The organism is Janthinobacterium sp. SUN137 (assembly GCF_030587265.1).
Taxonomy (GTDB): Bacteria; Pseudomonadota; Gammaproteobacteria; order Burkholderiales; family Burkholderiaceae_D; genus Janthinobacterium; species Janthinobacterium kumbetense.
The window spans coordinates 268927-285968 of the sequence record NZ_JAPWHZ010000004.1; the positions used below are offsets into that span (position 1 = coordinate 268927).

Annotated in this window: 10 protein-coding genes and 1 tRNA gene; 6 read left to right on the forward strand and 5 right to left on the reverse strand. The window is 62.4% G+C overall.

Features of this window, described 5'->3' with window-relative positions:
• Positions 1-27 precede the first annotated feature (27 nt).
• Positions 28-2073 (forward strand): NADPH-dependent 2,4-dienoyl-CoA reductase, encoded by a 2046-nt coding sequence (locus tag O3298_RS21670; RefSeq protein WP_305060514.1) that lies wholly within the window; start codon positions 28-30, stop codon positions 2071-2073.
• A 57-nt stretch (positions 2074-2130) separates the two neighbouring features.
• Here the strand turns inward: O3298_RS21670 and ybaL are convergent, their stop codons facing one another.
• The 3 genes from ybaL to O3298_RS21685 form a co-directional block, all read right to left on the reverse strand.
• Positions 2131-3843, reverse strand: a complete 1713-nt coding sequence (gene ybaL, locus O3298_RS21675; protein ID WP_305060515.1) for a YbaL family putative K(+) efflux transporter — start codon at positions 3841-3843, stop codon at positions 2131-2133.
• A gap of 210 nt (positions 3844-4053) precedes the next feature.
• Complete coding sequence (locus O3298_RS21680) at positions 4054-5175, reverse strand: beta-ketoacyl-ACP synthase III (RefSeq protein ID WP_305060516.1); 1122 nt, start codon at positions 5173-5175, stop codon at positions 4054-4056.
• Between the two features lie 188 nt (positions 5176-5363).
• A complete protein-coding gene (locus O3298_RS21685) occupies positions 5364-6806 on the reverse strand; it encodes a S41 family peptidase (protein WP_099665870.1) in 1443 nt (480 codons plus the stop codon).
• Positions 6807-7130: 324 nt separating this feature from the next.
• On the opposite strand from O3298_RS21685, the gene O3298_RS21690 reads away from it, so the two are divergent.
• The 3 genes from O3298_RS21690 (at position 7131) to O3298_RS21700 (ending at position 12211) form a co-directional block, all read left to right on the forward strand.
• A complete protein-coding gene (locus O3298_RS21690) occupies positions 7131-7718 on the forward strand; it encodes a hypothetical protein (RefSeq protein WP_305060517.1) in 588 nt (195 codons plus the stop codon).
• Between the two features lie 153 nt (positions 7719-7871).
• Positions 7872-9947, forward strand: coding sequence for a M13 family metallopeptidase (locus O3298_RS21695; protein ID WP_305060518.1), 2076 nt, complete (start codon positions 7872-7874; stop codon positions 9945-9947).
• 188 nt (positions 9948-10135) lie between these two features.
• Complete coding sequence (locus O3298_RS21700; RefSeq protein ID WP_305060519.1) at positions 10136-12211, forward strand: M13 family metallopeptidase; 2076 nt, start codon at positions 10136-10138, stop codon at positions 12209-12211.
• Between the two features lie 137 nt (positions 12212-12348).
• Here O3298_RS21700 and O3298_RS21705 read toward each other — a convergent pair whose 3' ends face one another.
• Positions 12349-12912, reverse strand: a complete 564-nt coding sequence (locus O3298_RS21705; RefSeq protein ID WP_099665866.1) for a cytochrome c5 family protein — start codon at positions 12910-12912, stop codon at positions 12349-12351.
• 199 nt (positions 12913-13111) lie between these two features.
• On the opposite strand from O3298_RS21705, the gene O3298_RS21710 reads away from it, so the two are divergent.
• Positions 13112-13187, forward strand: a tRNA-Arg gene (locus O3298_RS21710).
• Between the two features lie 107 nt (positions 13188-13294).
• Here the strand turns inward: O3298_RS21710 and O3298_RS21715 are convergent.
• Positions 13295-13972 carry a type 1 glutamine amidotransferase domain-containing protein gene (locus O3298_RS21715; protein WP_305060520.1) on the reverse strand — a complete coding sequence of 226 codons (678 nt, stop codon included), beginning with the start codon at positions 13970-13972 and terminating at the stop codon, positions 13295-13297.
• A gap of 299 nt (positions 13973-14271) precedes the next feature.
• On the opposite strand from O3298_RS21715, the gene O3298_RS21720 reads away from it, so the two are divergent.
• Positions 14272-16929 (forward strand): TonB-dependent receptor, encoded by a 2658-nt coding sequence (locus O3298_RS21720; protein ID WP_305060521.1) that lies wholly within the window; start codon positions 14272-14274, stop codon positions 16927-16929.
• The last annotated feature ends 113 nt before the right edge of the window (positions 16930-17042 follow it).

Genomic DNA, 17042 nt, shown 5'->3' on the forward strand with positions numbered 1-17042 from the left:
CATACCACCTCTACCGGACCGATCACCATGACTGCCTATCCCCACCTGCTGGCCCCGCTCGACCTGGGTTTTACCTCTTTGCGCAACAGAGTCATCATGGGGTCCATGCATACGGGCCTGGAAGACCGTTTTTATCATTATGGCAAGCTCGCCGCGTTTTACCGCGAACGGGCGCGCGGCGGCGTGGGGCTGATCGTCACGGGCGGCATCTCGCCGAACCGCCAGGGCTGGCTGCTGCCGTTCGGCGGCACGCTCAATTTCCTCGGCGACGTGCCGAACCACCGCAAGGTGACGCGCGCCGTGCACGAGGAGGGCGGCAAGATCGTCATGCAGATCCTGCATGCGGGCCGCTATGGCTATCAGCCGTTCGTCGTCTCGGCGTCGGCGAAGAAATCGCCGATCTCGCCATTCCGCCCCCGTCCCCTGAGCGAACGGGGCATCGAGCGCACCATCTGCGACTACGTGCGCTGCGCGCGCCTGGCGCAAAAGGCCGGCTATGACGGCATCGAAGTGATGGGCAGCGAAGGATACCTGTTGAACCAGTTCCTGTGCGCGCGCACGAACCTGCGCCAGGACCGCTGGGGCGGCAGCATCGAAAACCGCATGCGCCTGCCCGTGGACATCGTGCGCCGCATCCGCGCCGCCGTCGGCCCCAACTTCATCATCATGTACCGCCATTCCCTGCTCGACCTGGTCGAGGGCGGCAATACCTGGGATGACGTGGTGGCGGTGGCCAAGGCCCTGGAACACGCCGGCGTGACGATTCTCAATACGGGCTTCGGCTGGCATGAGGCGAGGGTGCCCACCATCGTCACCTCGGTGCCGCGTGCCGCCTTCGCCTCCGTGGCGGGCCGGCTGCGCCGCGAAGTCGGCATTCCCGTGGTGGCGTCGAACCGCATCAACATGCCGCACGAAGCGAATGCCATCCTGGAGCGGGGCGACTGCGACCTGGTGTCGATGGCGCGCCCTTTCCTGGCCGACCCCCATTTTGTCGCCAAGGCCGCCTCCGGGCGCACGGACGAGATCAACACCTGCATCGGCTGCAACCAAGCGTGCCTGGACCACACGTTCGCCAACAAGCGCGCCAGCTGCCTGGTCAACCCGCGCGCCTGCCATGAAACGGAACTCGTGTACGCGAAAAAGGCCGTGCCGCGCCGGGTGGCCGTCGTCGGCGCCGGCCCGGCCGGCCTGTCCGCCGCCTGCGTGGCGGCCGAATGCGGGCACGAGGTGACCCTGTTCGACAGCAGCGACAGCGTGGGCGGCCAGTTCAAGGTGGCCATGCAAATTCCCGGCAAGGAAGAATTTACGGAAACCATCCGCTATTTTGCCCGCCGGCTGGCGCTGCTGGAAGTCAAGCTGCGCCTGGGCCAGCGCGTGACGCGCGAGCAATTGCTGGCCGGCGGCTACGACGACGTCATCGTCGCCACCGGCATCAAGGTGCGCCTGCCGGCCATTCCCGGCATCGACCACCCGAAAGTGCTGTCGTATCTGGATGTGCTGCAAAGCAAGAAGCCTGTCGGCGCGCGCGTGGCCATCATCGGCGCGGGCGGCATCGGCTTCGACGTGGGCGAGTATTTGCTGCACGACCCGGCGTACCCGCTGCCGCTGCCCGTGGCCACCTGGGCGGGCGAGTGGGGCGTGGACCTGGATGCGGCCACCGGCGGCGGCCTGGTGCCGCCCGTGGCGCCTGCGCCCGTGCGGCAAATCTTCCTGTTGCAGCGCAAGACCTCGAAAGTGGGCGCGGGACTGGGCAAGACGTCGGGCTGGGTGCACCGCGCGGCGCTGGCGAGAAACGGCGTGGCCATGCTGGCCGGCGTGAGCTACGACAAGATCGACGAGCAGGGCTTGCACATCACCGTGGGCGGCGAGCAGCGCCTGCTGGCGGTGGACAACGTGGTCATCTGCGCGGGCCAGGACAGCTTGACGGAGCTCATGCCGGACATGGGCAAGGATGGCAAGCCGCTGGCGGCAGGCGGCCCCCGCTTCCATAAAATCGGCGGCGCCGCGCTGGCGGCCGAACTCGACGCCAAGCGGGCGATACGGGAAGGCGCGGAACTGGCCGCCAGCCTGTAAAAAGAAAGCCTGCCGGCTGGGGAGCGGGCAGGCTTGCTGGACGGAAAGGGCGCCGGCTTAATGCCCGCCATGCCCCATCTTCGCCGCATCAAAACTCTGCAGCACGTGCTCGGCCATGCCATTGGCCAGCTCGTGCTCGCCGATAAACACCTTGCCCGCGTTTTCCGCGCGCAGCAATTCCGCCTCTTCCTCGCTGTGCGTGCGCACCACCGTCATGATGTTCGGGTTCAGCGCGCGCGCCGTCTCGATCATGGCGCGCACGTGGAAGGTGTCCGGCGTGGCGATGACGAGCATGGTGGCGTGCGTGATGTGCGCCTGGATCAGCACGGCCGGTTCGCCCGCATTGCCGGCCACGGCCGGAATGCCCTGCTTGCGCAGCTGGTCGACGATTTCGCGGTTTTCCTCGGCCACGACAAAGTGGATGCCCCGTTCCATCAGGGCGGCGGCGATGCGCCGGCCCACGCGGCCATAGCCGACCAGGACGATCTGGCCCGACAGTTTTTCCTGCGGCACCGTCATCGGCAGCTCGGCCAGCGGGTCGGTCGTGCGTTCGAACTTGCGCGCGAAATCGCTGTTGCTCATCACGCGCAGCAGCGGCTTGGCCATGCTGAACACGAGCGGATTCAAGGCGATGGACAGGATGGCGCCGGCCAGGATCAGGCTTTGGCCTTCCTGCGGCATCAGGCCCAGCGACAGGCCCAGGGCGGCCAGGATGAACGAGAATTCGCCGATCTGCGCCAGGCTGGCCGAGACGATGATGGCCGTTTTCGGCGGATAGCGCAGGGCCATCACCAGCAGGAAGGCGGCAATCGACTTGCCGAAGATAATGATGGCGCACACGGCCAGCACTTGCAGGGGCTTCTCGATGAGGATGTTCGGCTCGAACAGCATGCCGACGGACACGAAGAACAGCACGGCGAACGCGTCGCGCAGGGGCAAGGACTCTTCCGCGGCGCGGTGGCTGAGTTCCGATTCGCGCAGCACCATGCCGGCGAAGAAGGCGCCCAGCGCGAAGGACACGCCGAACAGCTTGGTCGACGCATAGGCGATGCCGACGGCGGCGGCGATCACGCACAGGGTGAACAGTTCGCGCGAGCCGGTGCGCGCCACTTGCCACAAAATCCACGGGAACAGCTTGCGGCCGACCACCAGCATGAAGACGATGAAGCCGGCTACTTGCCCCAGGGTAATAGCGAGGGTTTGCCACAGGCTGACGGCCTCGGCATCCGGTGCGACCTTGCCGCCCAGCACGCCGGCAAACGCCGGCAGCAGCACCAGCACCAGCACGGTGACGAGGTCTTCCACCACCAGCCAGCCGACGGCGATGCGGCCATTCAGGGAATCGAGGATGCCCCGTTCTTCCAGCGCGCGCAGCAGCACCACAGTACTGGCGACCGATAGGGCCAGTCCAAAGATCAGTCCGCCACCGAGGGTCCAGCCCCACCAGTGGGCCAGGCCCATGCCCATCGCCGTGGCGACGCCGATCTGCAGGATGGCGCCGGGCAGCGCGATCTTGCGCACGTCCCACAAGTCTTCGATGGAAAAGTGCAGGCCGACACCGAACATCATCAGCATCACCCCGATTTCCGCCAATTGTCCCGCTATTTCCGCATCCGCCACAAAACCGGGCGTGGCCGGTCCGATGATGATGCCGGCGGCCAGATAGCCGACCAGGGCCGGCAGTTTCAGGCGCGCGGCGATGAAGCCGAAGATGAGGCCGAACCCGAGGGCGGCGGCGATGGTGGTGATCAGGCTGATGTCATGGGGCATGCGTGTGGGGTTCCTTATGGGGACGTGCGGATGGAAAAAGATGTTGCTCAGCGACCAAGTATAAACGCATCAAAGCCCCTGCCGGAAAATTTCCTGCGGCTTTATTGCAAAAAACCTGTGCTATATCTTCGTCCAGGTGGCCACGAACGCATGTTATCCACCCGGATCTTCGCCTAATTCAAGGACTCCACCCTATGCCACCCCGTGTCTCTACACCTTGCGCACGATCACGCAGCCGATGGAATAACCGGCGCCGAACGAGCAGATGACGCCCGTGGCGCCCGCCGCCATGTCATCCTGATACTTATGGAAGGCGATGATGGAGCCGGCCGACGAGGTGTTGGCGTAGGTGTCGAGGATCACGGGCGCTTCGTTGGCTTCCGCGTCGCGGCCCAGGATCAGGCGCGCGATCAGCAGATTCATGTTCAGATTCGCCTGGTGCAGCCAGTAGCGGGAGACTTGCGCCACTTCCACGCCGGCCTTGGCCAGGGTCGTCTTGATCATCTCGGCGGCCATCGGGCACACTTCCTTGAACACCTTACGGCCTTGCTGGCGGAACAATTTATCCGCCTTGCCCATGCCGGATTCGTCAAAACGGTTGAGGAAGCCGAAATTGTTGCGGATGGCGTTAGAAAAGCGCGTTTTCAGTTCCGTGCCGATGATCTCGAACTGGTGCTGCGAGACGGCCGTGTCTTTCGCTTCGACGATGATGGCGGTGCAGGCGTCGCCGAAAATGAAATGGCTGTCGCGGTCGCGCCAGTTCAGGTGGCCGCTGGTGATTTCCGGGTTCAACACCAGCACGGCGCGCGCCTGGCCGCTTTGCACGGCGGCGACGGCTTGCTGGATGCCGAAGGTGGCGGACGAGCACGCCACGTTCATATCAAAACCATACCCGTCGATGCCCAGCGCATCCTGCACTTCCACGGCCATGGCCGGGTAGGCGCGCTGCATATTGCTGCAAGCCACCAGTACCATGTCGATATCGGCTGGCGTGCGGCCGGCGCGCGCCAAGGCGTCGCGCGCAGCGGCGACGGCCATTTCCGCCTGCAGCGACAGTTCGTCATCGCCACGCTCCGCAATGCGCGACACCATGCGGGCCGGATCGAGGATGCCTTCCTTTTCCATCACGAAACGCGACTTGATGCCGGACGCCTTTTCGATGAAGGCCACGCTCGACAGCTCCAGCGCCGTCACCGTGCCCGCGGCGATCGCGTCGGCATTGTCGGCATTGAATTTTTCCGCGTAGGCATTGAAGCAGGTGACCAGCTCTTCGTTGGAGATCGAAAATGGCGGCGTGTACAGTCCGGTACCGCTGATGACGACTTGTTTCATGGTTAAACTTTCAAATTTGGCAATCGGCGCGGTGCCGATAAGTGAAGCAAATTTTACACAAACGGGCTCGACTGTAGAGAGTTTCGTGTTGCGGGGCGGGGGGAAGTGTGGCGGAAGATTGATTTTTGTCGCGTGGACGGGGTAACTGGGGGGCATGGCGCCCCCCGCCGTGCTGCTGGCGCTGCTGTTTACTTCTTCTGTTCTTGCTTGACGTCGGCTTGCACCACCACCGGTTCGGCCTTGGCCAGCTGCACCGGCAAACCTTTCAGGTGGTTCAGCGCCTGGTGCAGCTGGAAATCGTCCTGGCTGCCGAATTCCAGCGGTTTGCGGGTCTTTTCCAGGGCGATGATGCGCAATTGCTCTTCCATTTCGTCGTTGACGGGCGCGGCCTTGGCGCTTTCCTTGTCGCGGTCGTTGCTCAGGTGCTTGGAGAGGTCCGCTTCGCGGATGCGCAAGCCGTTCAAGCCGTCGCCGTCCGCATTTTCATCGACCAGCAGGTCGGGCACGATGCCCTTGGCCTGGATCGAGCGCCCGTTCGGCGTGTAGTAGCGGGCCGTCGTCAGCTTGACGGCCGTGTCGGCAGTCAATTGGCGGATGGTTTGCACGGAACCCTTGCCGAAGGTTTGCGTGCCGATGATGGTGGCGCGCTTGTAATCCTGCAGGGCGCCGGCGACGATTTCCGAGGCCGAGGCCGAACCCGTGTTGACGAGCACCACCAGCGGCACTTTCTTGATGGCGGCCGGCAATTTCGCCAAGGCATCGCCTTCCGAGCGGAACGTATAGTATTCGGCGCGGCCGTAGAACACCTGTTTCGAGTCCGGCAACTGGCCATTCGTCGAGACGATGGCCGCATCCTTCGGCAGGAAGGCGGCCGAGACGCCGATGGCGCCTTGCAGCACGCCGCCCGGATCGTTGCGCAGGTCGAGCACCATGCCCTTCAGGTTCGGGTCTTGCTTGTACAGCGCCGTGATCTGCGCGGCCATGTCGTCGACGGTCGGTTCCTGGAATTGCGACACGCGCAGCCAGGCGTAGCCCGGCTCGACCATCTTCGCCTTCACGCTCTTCTGGTGGATTTCCTCGCGCGTGATGGTGAAGGCCAGCGGCTGCGGTTCATCCTTGCGGGCAATGGTCAGCGACACCTTGGTGCCCGGCTCGCCGCGCATGCGCTTGACGTTGTCGTCGAGGCTGACGCCTTTCACGGGCTGGCCGTCGAGGCGGGTAATCAGATCACCTGCCTTGATGCCGGCGCGGTAGGCGGGCGAATCCTCGATTGGTGAGACGATCTTGATGTAGCCGTCTTCGCTCAGGCCAATTTCAATGCCCAGGCCGACGAACTTGCCTTCGGAGCCTTCGCGCAGTTCGGCGTAGGCTTTCTTGTCCAGATAGGCGGAATGGGGGTCGAGCGAGGCGACCATGCCGGAAATGGCGTCTTCCAGCAGTTTCTTGTCTTCGACGGGTTCCACGTAATCGGACTTGATCAGGCCAAACACATCGGCCAGCTGGCGCAGCTCTTCCAGCGGCAGGGGCGGCTCGACGTTTTTTTGCGCCATGGCGGAAAATTGCAGCGACACGGCGACACCGGCCACCACGCCCAGGCCGATCAAGCCGGTATTTTTGAGTTTGCCCATCATTGCACCTTTGCAGCTAGCGTGTCTTGCACAAGCGCCAGTCCCCGTGGAGCGGCGCTTTCCTGAAAGTATAGACCTGAATCTCTGCCGGCGTGGGCCGGCCGTGGAAAAAGCGTGTCTGGGCCCAGTCTACGCGCGAAAACGGGCTCGCCAGCTTGCCATATGTTGCGGTTTTGTATGCGATGTATAGTTACTCTTGAGGGGAGTAAGCATTTGTAAGAGTCGAAAAAAAGCGTGTGCCGCGGCCCTATAGTGGACTCGCATTCTCGACCCGAAGTGGTTTTGCCTGCGTCTGCGGACGCAGGCTTTTTTTTATCCGGAGCCCCCATGACCTCGTTGACCTTTCTCCCCGCCGTGCGCCGTTTCAGCCTGGCCTTGCTGCTGGGCGCCACCGCCTTGACCGCCTCGGCCGTGCCGATTGCCGACATGCGCCTGGAAGACTTGCTGCCGATGGCGCCCGATTTCAAGACGGAATTGAAGCTCAATGCGAATCAGACCACCTTGTGGCAGCAGGTGGAAGGGAAATCGCGTCAATTGTTGCGCGAACGCAAGGCGCGCCGCGAACGCCTGCAAGCGGGCGTGGCGCAGGGTTTGCAAACGCCCCGGCTGGAGCTGCGTGACTTGCTCGCCGGCCTGGACACGGAAAGCACGCAGAGCCTGGCCGAGGAAAAGCAGCTGCGCGAATGGTGGCTGAGCGTCAACGATGCCCTGGACGAGAACCAGCGCCAGATGGTGGCCCAGTTCATCGCCGGCCAGATGGCGCGCGTGATGGACGCCGCCGCGCCCCGCAGCGAGTCGCGCGGCGCGCCCGGTGGCGAGCACGGCGGACGCAAAGGCGGTGGCAAGGGGGGCATGGGCGGCGCGGGCGTGAGCATGGGCAGCGGGGGCGCCGGTATCACCTTGCCCGGCAACTGAGGGTAAGCAGGGGGCAAGCGCGGAGGGCAACCAAGGGGCAAGGATGGCCAAAAGGCATGCTTGCGTGCTACATTCCTGCAGCGCCTGGCGCGGCAGGCTATCCGCCCGAAGCTATCCGCCCGGTCTTTTTGACATGCCCCATAAGGACAATCCGTGAATCGCTATCTCTTGAGCAGTCTGACCCTGACCCTGTTGGCTGCGTTTGCCCATGCCGCCGAACCCGCATCCGCCGTTGCCGCCCCGACCGTGGCGCCAAGCGCCGCACCTGCCGCCGCCGGCGTCGTTTCCGGCATCGATGTGCAGTACATCGACCCCGCCGTGCGCGTGCAGGACGACTTCTTTACCCATTTGAATGGCAAGTGGCTGGCCACGGCCGAGATTCCTGCCGACAAGTCGAGCTGGGGTTCGTTCGCCAAGCTGCGCGATGACACCACGCCACAGTTGCGCGGCATCATCGAAGCCACGCAAAAGGACAAGAACAGAAAAGCCGGTTCCGAAGCGCAGAAAATCAGCGACCTGTACGCCAGCTACATGGATGAAGCCAAGCTCGAGGCGCTGGGCACGAAGCCGCTGGCTGGCGAACTGAACCGCATCCGCTCGCTGCGCGACAAGAAGGGCGTGCCTGCCCTGATCGCTCATCTGAGCCAGACGGGCGTGGCCACGCCGTACGCCGTCTACGTGGGCCAGGATGCCCGTGCTTCGACGAAATATGCGGCCTACGTGAGCCAGAGCGGCCTGGGCATGCCGGACCGCGACTACTACCTGGAAGCCAAGCAGGCTGGCGTCAAAGAAAAATACCAGGCGCACGTGGAAAAAATGCTGGCCATGGCCGGCGACAAGAATGCCGCCGCCCGCGCCAAGGCTGTCGTGGCGCTGGAAACGGCCCTGGCCGAAGTGCAATGGACCAAGGTCGAGAACCGCGACCCCGTCAAACGCTACAACAAGACCGACATCAACACGCTGAACGACCTGACTCCTGGCTACGACCTGAAGTCTGGCCTGGCCGCCCTGGGCATCGCCAACAAGGTCGATTACGTCATCGTCAACCAGCCAAGCTACCTGGCCGGCTACAACAAGGTGCTGGCGTCAAGCGACCTGGACACCCTGAAAGCGTATTTCGAATGGCAGTTGCTGCGCAGCTATGCCAGCTACCTGTCGAAGAACTTCGTCGATGAAAGCTTTGCCTTCTACGGCACGGTACTCAGCGGCGTGACGGAAAACCAGCCGCGCTGGAAGCGAGGCGTGGGCGCCGTCGAAGGCGTGCTGGGCGAAGCCGTCGGCAAACTGTATGTTGCGCAATATTTCCCTGCGGAGCGCAAGGCGCACATGCAGGAACTGGTGAAAAACGTGCTGGCCGCCTACAAGGACAGCATCGACACCTTGGACTGGATGAGCCCGGAAACCAAGAAGGAAGCGCAAGCCAAGCTGGCCAAGTTTACGCCGAAGATCGCGTATCCGAACAAATGGCGCGATTACACGAAGCTGCAGATCGTCCAGGGCGACCTGGTGGGCAACATGATGCGCGCCGCCAACTTCGGCTCCGCGCGCCAGGTGGCCAAGCTGGGCAAGCCGATCGACCGCGAAGAGTGGGGCATGACGCCGCAGACGGTGAACGCCTATTACAGCTCGACGATGAATGAAATCGTCTTCCCGGCCTCCATCCTGCAGCCGCCGTTCTTCGACGCCAACGCGGACGACGCCGTCAACTATGGCGCCATCGGCGCCGTCATCGGTCATGAAATCAGCCACGGCTTCGACGACAAGGGCAGCCAGTCCGATGGCGACGGCAACCTGCGCGACTGGTGGACCCCGGCCGACCGCAAGAATTTCGCCGCAAAGGCCGACGCGCTGACCAAGCAATATGACGGTTACAGCCCATTGCCTGGCTACCACGTCAACGGCGCCCTGACCCTGGGCGAGAACATCGCCGACAACTCGGGCGTGGCGATCGCCTACAAGGCCTATAAAATCTCGCTGGGCGGCAAGCCGGCGCCCGTGCTCGACGGCTTGACGGGCGACCAGCGCTTCTACATGGGCTTTGGTCAGGTATGGCGCAGCAAGATGCGTGAAGCGCAGCAGATCGTGCAGATCAAGACCGACCCCCATTCGCCGGGCCAGTACCGCGCCAATGGCACCATGGTCAACCAGCCTGGCTTCTACGAAGCGTTTGGCGTGAAACCGGGCGACAAGATGTATGTTGCGCCGGAAAACCGCGTCATCATCTGGTAAGCGCATGCGCGTCGTCGTGAAAAACGTACTACTGTAACAACAGAAAAGGCCACCTCGCGTGGTCTTTTTTGTATTCTGGCCAAAGTTGTTTCTGTCGTTTCGGCCGGTATGCTACAGTCAAAAACCGGGCCAGAAGCCTTGGGCCTTCTGACCCTTATATTTCACACAATACAATATAGAGGACAACCGTGAATCGTTATTTGTTAAGTGCATTGACCCTGAGTTTGCTGGCCGGCGTGTCCGGCATGGCTGGCGCCGCTGATACGGCCAAGAAAGCTGCCGCCGCGCCCGCGACGGCCGTCGCGGCCGCCGCGCTGACGTCCGGCATCGCCGTCGAATACGTCGACCCTGCCGTGCGCGCGCAGGACGACCTGTTCCAGCACCTGAATGGCAAATGGCTGGCGGAAACGGTCATTCCTGCCGACAAGTCGAGCTGGGGCAGCTTTGCCAAGCTGGCTGACGATACGCAAACGCAGCTGCGCGGCATCGTCGAAGGCGCGGCCGCCGACAAGGCCCGCGCGGCCGGTTCGAATGCCCAGAAAATCGGCGATTTTTATAACAGCTTCATGGATGAAGCCAAGCTGGAAAGCCTGGGTCTGACACCGTTGAACGCGGAGCTGGCGAAGATCGCCGCGCTGCAGGACAAGGCGGAATTGCCGGCTGTAATCGCCCACTTCAGCAAGCTGGGCGTGACCTCGCCTTACGACTTCGGCATCCACCAGGACGCCAAGGATTCCACCAAATACGTGGCCGACATCGTGCAAAGCGGCCTGGGCTTGCCTGACCGCGATTACTACCTGGAAGCAGGCAAGGCCGATACGCGCGCCAAATACCTGGCCCACGTGGAGAAAATGCTCAGCCTGGCCGGCGACGCGAACGCTAGCGCGAATGCGAAAGCCATCCTCGCGCTGGAAACGGAACTGGCCAAGGCGCAATGGAGCAATGTGCAGAACCGCGACCCCGTCAAGACCTACAACAAGGTGGAACTGGCGAAACTGGCCGCCGTGGCGCCAGGCTACGACTGGGCCCGCTACCTGAAGGACACGGGCATCGCCGGCAAGGTCAATTACGTGATCGTCAGCCAGCCCAGCTATCTGAAGGGCTTTGCCGAGATCGCCAACAAGACGCCGCTGGAAACGTGGAAAGCCTACTTCCAGTGGCACTTGCTGCACGCCAACGCCGGCTACCTGCCGAAAGCGTATGTCGATGAAAACTTTGCTTTCTATGGCACCATCCTGACGGGCGTGACGGAAATGCGTCCGCGCTGGAAACGCGGCGTGGGCGCCGTCGAAGGCGCGCTGGGCGAAGCCGTGGGCCAACTGTACGTGGAGCAATATTTCCCGGCCGAGCGCAAGGTGCGCATGGAAGCGCTGGTGAAAAACCTGATGACGGCCTACCAGCAAAGCATCGACAAGCTCGACTGGATGAGCCCCGTCACCAAGAAACAGGCGCAAATCAAGCTGGCCAAGTTCACCACCAAGATCGGCTATCCGAACAAATGGCGCGATTACTCAGGCCTGACGGTGGCGTCGGACGACTTGATCGGCAACATCCAGCGTTCGCACTTGCTGAACTACAACCGCGAATTGAACAAGCTGGGCCAGCCTATCGACCGCGACGAGTGGGGCATGACGCCGCAGACCGTGAACGCCTATTACAACCCGGAACTGAACGAAATCGTCTTCCCGGCCGCCATCCTGCAAGCGCCGTTCTTCGACGCCAACGCGGACGACGCCGTCAACTATGGCGCCATCGGCGGCGTGATCGGCCATGAAATCAGCCACGGCTTCGACGACCAGGGCGCCCAGTACGACGGCGACGGCAACTTGCGCGACTGGTGGACCAAGGCCGACCATAAAAACTTCGCCAAGAAAACCAAGCAGCTGGTGGCGCAGTACAACAGCTTCAGCCCCGTCAAGGGCCACTTCGTCAACGGCGAACTGACCCTGGGCGAGAACATCGCCGACAATTCCGGCGTGGCGATCGCGTATAAAGCGTACAAATTGTCGCTGAACGGCAAGAAAGCCCCCGTCATCGACGGTTTCACGGGCGAGCAGCGCTTCTATGCGGGCTTTGCCCAGGTCTGGCGCATGAAGATGCGCGAAGCGCAGCAACTGGTCTTGCTGAAAACGGACCCGCACTCGCCAGGCCAGTTCCGCGCCAACGGCACCATGCGCAACCAGCCCGGCTTCTACCAGGCGTTTGACGTGAAACCGGGCGACAAGATGTATCTGCCGCCGAAAGACCGCGTCATCATGTGGTAAGACGCTAGTCCCAGGCATAAGTTGCCAGCCGCCCCGCGCAAGCCGGGCGGCTTTTTTACGCCGTGTGATCTGGCGCAAACGATGGGTAAAAAAAAACCGCCCTGGCGGGCGGTTCCTGGAAACGGGTGTGACGCTGCTTACTTGGCCGGTTCCGCGGCTGGTGCGGCGGCGCCGTCAGCGGCAGCGGCCGGTGCCGGCACTTCCGGTTCCTTGAACTTGCCGCCCGACGCGTTGGCGATGTAGACGACGGCGCGCGCCACTTCCACATCGTCGAGGTCGGGATTGCCGCCCTTGGCCGGCATCGCGCGCAAGCCTTCGATCGCGTGTTTCAGGACCGTATCGTAGCCCTGGGCCAGGCGGGCCGACCAGCTGCCCGCATCGCCAAACTTCGGTGCACCGGCCACGCCGGCGCCATGGCAAGCCACGCAGGTGGCCGTGTACACGGCTTCGCCGCTTTGCAGCACTTTCGGACCGCTGGCATCCTTGAAGGTAAAGCCGGCGTTGGCCACTGGGCTCAGGCGCTCGGCGATGGCTTCCGGCGACTGGCTGTCCGTACCGGCGCCCGTCAGTTTTTGCGCCGTGACGAACTGCACCAGCAGGATGATGCCGATGACGGTGATGAGGAAGAAGCCAGCTACGGCGGCAAGCAATTGTTTAGGCGTTTTGATCGCTGATTGTTGTTCGTTATGTGCGTCGCTCATGATGTCCTTAGTCCAGATTTGAAACTGATGGCCGTGTAAGGTAGCATTTTTACATGCTTGGATGTAAACCTTTATGAAACCCACAATTATAGGCACAAAAATTGAGCAGTGACATGCAATTGCCAGCGATACGACAGTTTCCGTAGACGTAGGTAAAGAAAAACGGTATCCTTCGCATCACTTCAGAAATTCCCCCTACGCGGCTGTAGCTCAGTGGATAGAGTATTGGCCTCCGAAGCCAAGGGTCGTGGGTTCGATCCCCGCCAGCCGCACCAGACAAATCAAGACTTGCCGTTTCTTTCGCTAGCATTGTGCGCATTGCCGTGCGTGATAGTTATGGCTGCGCCTGCCGCTGCGCAGCCACCCGTCTCAGCCACTAGCCTTACTTCAGCAATTTCAGCAACGCCTGCGCCGCCGCCTCCGATGAGGCCGGATTCTGACCGGTGATCAAGATGCCGTCCGTCAGCACATATGGCGCCCAGTCCGCGCCCTTCGAGTAGATGCCGCCGTTATCCTTGAGCATGTCTTCCACCAGGAAGGGCACGACTTTCGTCAAGCCCACGGCGTCTTCTTCCGTATTCGTGAAACCCGTCACCTGCTTGCCTTTCACCAGCGGCTGGCCATCGTCGCCTTTGACGTGGCGCAAGACGCCGGGGGCGTGGCAGACGGCGGCGACGGGCTTGCCGGCTGCCTGCAGCGCTGCGATGAGGGCGATCGAGTCCCGGTCTTCGGCCAGGTCCCACAGGGGGCCGTGGCCGCCCGGATAGAACACGGCGTCATGGTCGGCCGCTCTCACGCTGGACAGCAGGACGGTGGAAGCGAGCGCGGCCTGGGCGGCCGGATCGGCCTTGAAGCGGGCCGTGGCGGCCGTCTGCGATTCGGGGGCGTCGCTCTTCGGGTCCAGCGGCGGCTGGCCACCCTTGGGCGAAGCCAGGGTCAGGCGCGCGCCCGCGTCTTTCAGCACGTAGTACGGGGCGGCGAATTCTTCCAGCCAGAAGCCGGTCTTGTGGCCCGTGTCGCCCAGCTGGTCGTGCGAGGTCAATACCATTAAAACGTTCATGCGAACTCCTGTGCAAGCGGTGGGGAAGTGTTACGCCATCAGCTTAGTCCTGTTCGCACTTTCATGCTGCACGCCAGTACTGCCTGTTTTTTGTGCGCGCCTTTGATGAAAACGCCCGCGACGCCCCTGCCGTTGTCCGTTTGCAACCTCCAAAGTGTTCCAGTTGCCGATATCAAAATTGATATCGAAACAGTGGAAAAATTGATTGGAGAGATTATCGCCCAGCCCCTAAGATAAACGCCGAGCATGCGAACGACATGCAAGCAGTGCAAAAATATCAATACAATATCTGGAGATTCATGATGCGCAACGCCACCGGTCCGCTCGCGGCCACTTCCCCTCGTCCATTCACCTTGAAGGCTGCCGTTGCGGCATTGGCCGGTATTGGCTTGCTGAGCACGGCTTCGGTATGGGCGCAGGAGGCGGTGACGGCCGATGCCGGTGCCGAGCCTGCTGCAGAAGTGTCGGTCGTGACCGTCAGCGGCGTGCGCCGCTCGGCGCAAAATTCGCAGCAGATCAAGATGCGCTCGGACCAGGTCATCGATTCCATCGTGGCCGACGACATCGGCAAATTCCCTGATAACAATGTTGCCGAAACCCTGGCGCGCATTTCCGGCATCCAGATCCGCCGCGATTCGGGCGAGGCCAGCGCCGTCATGATCCGCGGCTTGCGCGACGTCACGACCCTGCTCAATGGCCGCGAACTGTTCACCACCACGGGCCGCTACGTCAACCTGGCCGACATTCCCGCCACCATGCTGCAGCGCGTGGACGTGTACAAATCGCAGGGCGCGGACCAGGTCGAAGGCGGCGTGGCCGGCATCATCGACGTGCGCACCAACCGCCCGTTCGACTTCAAGGAATTTACGGCCAGCGTGAATACGCGCGCCGTCTACAGCGACAAATCGAAAGCCACCGACCCGAACATCAGCGGCATGGTGGCGAACCGCTGGAAGACGGGCATCGGCGAAGTGGGCGCGCTGCTGGGCTTGTCGCAGCAGCAGCACCGTTACCATGAAGAACGCGCATTCAATACGGCGCCCGTGGATAAAAGTTTCCTGTTGCCCGGTTTGACGGGGCCGGACCAGGTGGGTTTGCTGCCGATCAAGGGCGACCGCCGCCGCACGACCGCCAATGCCGTGCTGCAATGGCGTCCGAACGCCGATGTCGAGCTGTATGCGGAAGGCATGGTCACGCGCTTCCTGCTCGATGCCGAGTCCGATTACTTCGTCGGCTTGCCATGGTGGGGCACGCCCGTGTCGGCCACCAAAATTCCCGGCACCGACCAACTGCAAACCCTCACCTCGACCAACGTGAACACCATCATGTCGACGCAGGCGAACAAGAACGAGACGAAAACGCACCAGTTTGCCGTCGGTGGTTTGTGGGATATCAACCCGGAATGGCGTTTCACGTCGGAAGTGGCCAGCACCAAAAGTACCTTCAAATGGCGCAACCCCATCCTCGACGCCATCACGCAAGTGCCGAACGCCACCATCAATACCAACCAGAATGGCACCCTGCACGTCGATTACACAGGCATCGACTTGCAAGACCCGTCGAATTACTATTTGAAGGGCTTTTTCGACCGCTACGGCCGGGACCAGGGCAGCTCGAACGATGTGCGCGCCGACCTGGCGTACACGCCGGGTGCCGGCGGCATCTTCAAGGAAATCAGCGTCGGCTTGCGCGGCGTCAAGCGCGAAGCCGAATCGATCAAGAGTTTCGAGGGCAATGCGGAAGCACCGGACGTGTCCGGCGCCGCATTTCCATTCGGCCGCCAGAGCGTGACGTCGATTCCAGGCCTCAATTGCTTGTCGGAACCGATGTCCAGCGGCGGTCCCGACTATGGCTTGAAGCAGTGGTACACGCCATGCGCCAGCTTCTTGCTCAATAACACAGGCACCGTGCGCCAAGCCGTCACGGGCAGCAGCGCGGCGCGCGCCATGGATCCGGGTTCGTTCTTCAAGGATACGGAAAAGACGTATTCCATCTACACCAAGGCAAAGGTCGCCTTCAAGCTGGCTGACTATCCCGTCGACGGCACCCTGGGCGTGCGCGTCGTGCGCACGGAGCAAAGCTTGCAAGGCAACAGCTCGCAGGATGGCGTCTACACGCCCGTCATCAGCGACACGTCCAGCACCGATGTGCTGCCGAGCGTGGCCCTGAAAATCAAGCTGCGCGCCGACCTGGTTGGCCGCTTTGCGGCGGGCCGCACCATCAGCCGCCCCGGCTTTGCCCAGCTGAACCCGGGCGTGGCCCTCGTCAACTCGACGGAAACGGTGAAGGCGACGGGCGCGGGCGGCAATCCGAATTTGAAACCGGTCGTGGGCGACAACGTCGACGCGGCACTGGAATGGTATTTCGCGCCGGCCGGTTCCGTCACCGCCACCGTGTTCCACCACAAGTTCGACGGGTATATCCAGCAACGCATTTCCAGCGAAACCATTGCCGGCAAGACATATGACGTGGACCGCCCGTACAACACGGCGGCCGGCAAGCTGCAAGGCCTGGAAATCGGCTACCAGCAATTCTATGACGGCTTGCCCGGCATCTTGAGCGGCCTGGGCTTGCAAGCGAACGGCACTTACATGAGCGGCACCACCGACGACGAGACGGGCAGCCATGCGATCACGGGCGTGTCGCGCTATGCCTACAACCTGGTGCTGCTGTACGAAAAAGACGCCTGGTCGGGCCGCCTGGCCTACAACTGGCGCTCGAAATTCATCGACAGCTACAACCAGGGCGGCCCCGGCCTGGACTTGAAAGTGGCGCCGACGGCCCAGCTCGACGGTTCGTTGTCGTACAAGATCAACGAGCAGTTCACCGTGACCCTCGATGGGAATAACTTGCTCGATACCAAGTTCAAGGATTACTGGAACGAACCGGGCGTGTATGCGCGCGATACGCGCCGCTATGACCGGACAGTTGGTCTCTCTTTACGCTGGAAAATGTAAGCCGAGCATCACGCAGTAGTCAGATCAAGGGCGTTGCCATGGTTTCGGCCGGCAACGCCCCTGTCAGTTGGACAGTCACGCACGATTCATCATAAAAAGAATGGACGGAAAGC

Coding starts and splice junctions, on each gene's coding strand:
- O3298_RS21670 (WP_305060514.1), top strand. CDS start 28: ATGACTGCCTATCCCCACCTGCTGGCCCCGCTCGACCTGGGTTTTACC.
- ybaL (WP_305060515.1), bottom strand. CDS start 3,843: ATGCCCCATGACATCAGCCTGATCACCACCATCGCCGCCGCCCTCGGG.
- O3298_RS21680 (WP_305060516.1), bottom strand. CDS start 5,175: ATGAAACAAGTCGTCATCAGCGGTACCGGACTGTACACGCCGCCATTT.
- O3298_RS21685 (WP_099665870.1), bottom strand. CDS start 6,806: ATGATGGGCAAACTCAAAAATACCGGCTTGATCGGCCTGGGCGTGGTG.
- O3298_RS21690 (WP_305060517.1), top strand. CDS start 7,131: ATGACCTCGTTGACCTTTCTCCCCGCCGTGCGCCGTTTCAGCCTGGCC.
- O3298_RS21705 (WP_099665866.1), bottom strand. CDS start 12,912: ATGAGCGACGCACATAACGAACAACAATCAGCGATCAAAACGCCTAAA.
- O3298_RS21715 (WP_305060520.1), bottom strand. CDS start 13,972: ATGAACGTTTTAATGGTATTGACCTCGCACGACCAGCTGGGCGACACG.
- O3298_RS21720 (WP_305060521.1), top strand. CDS start 14,272: ATGATGCGCAACGCCACCGGTCCGCTCGCGGCCACTTCCCCTCGTCCA.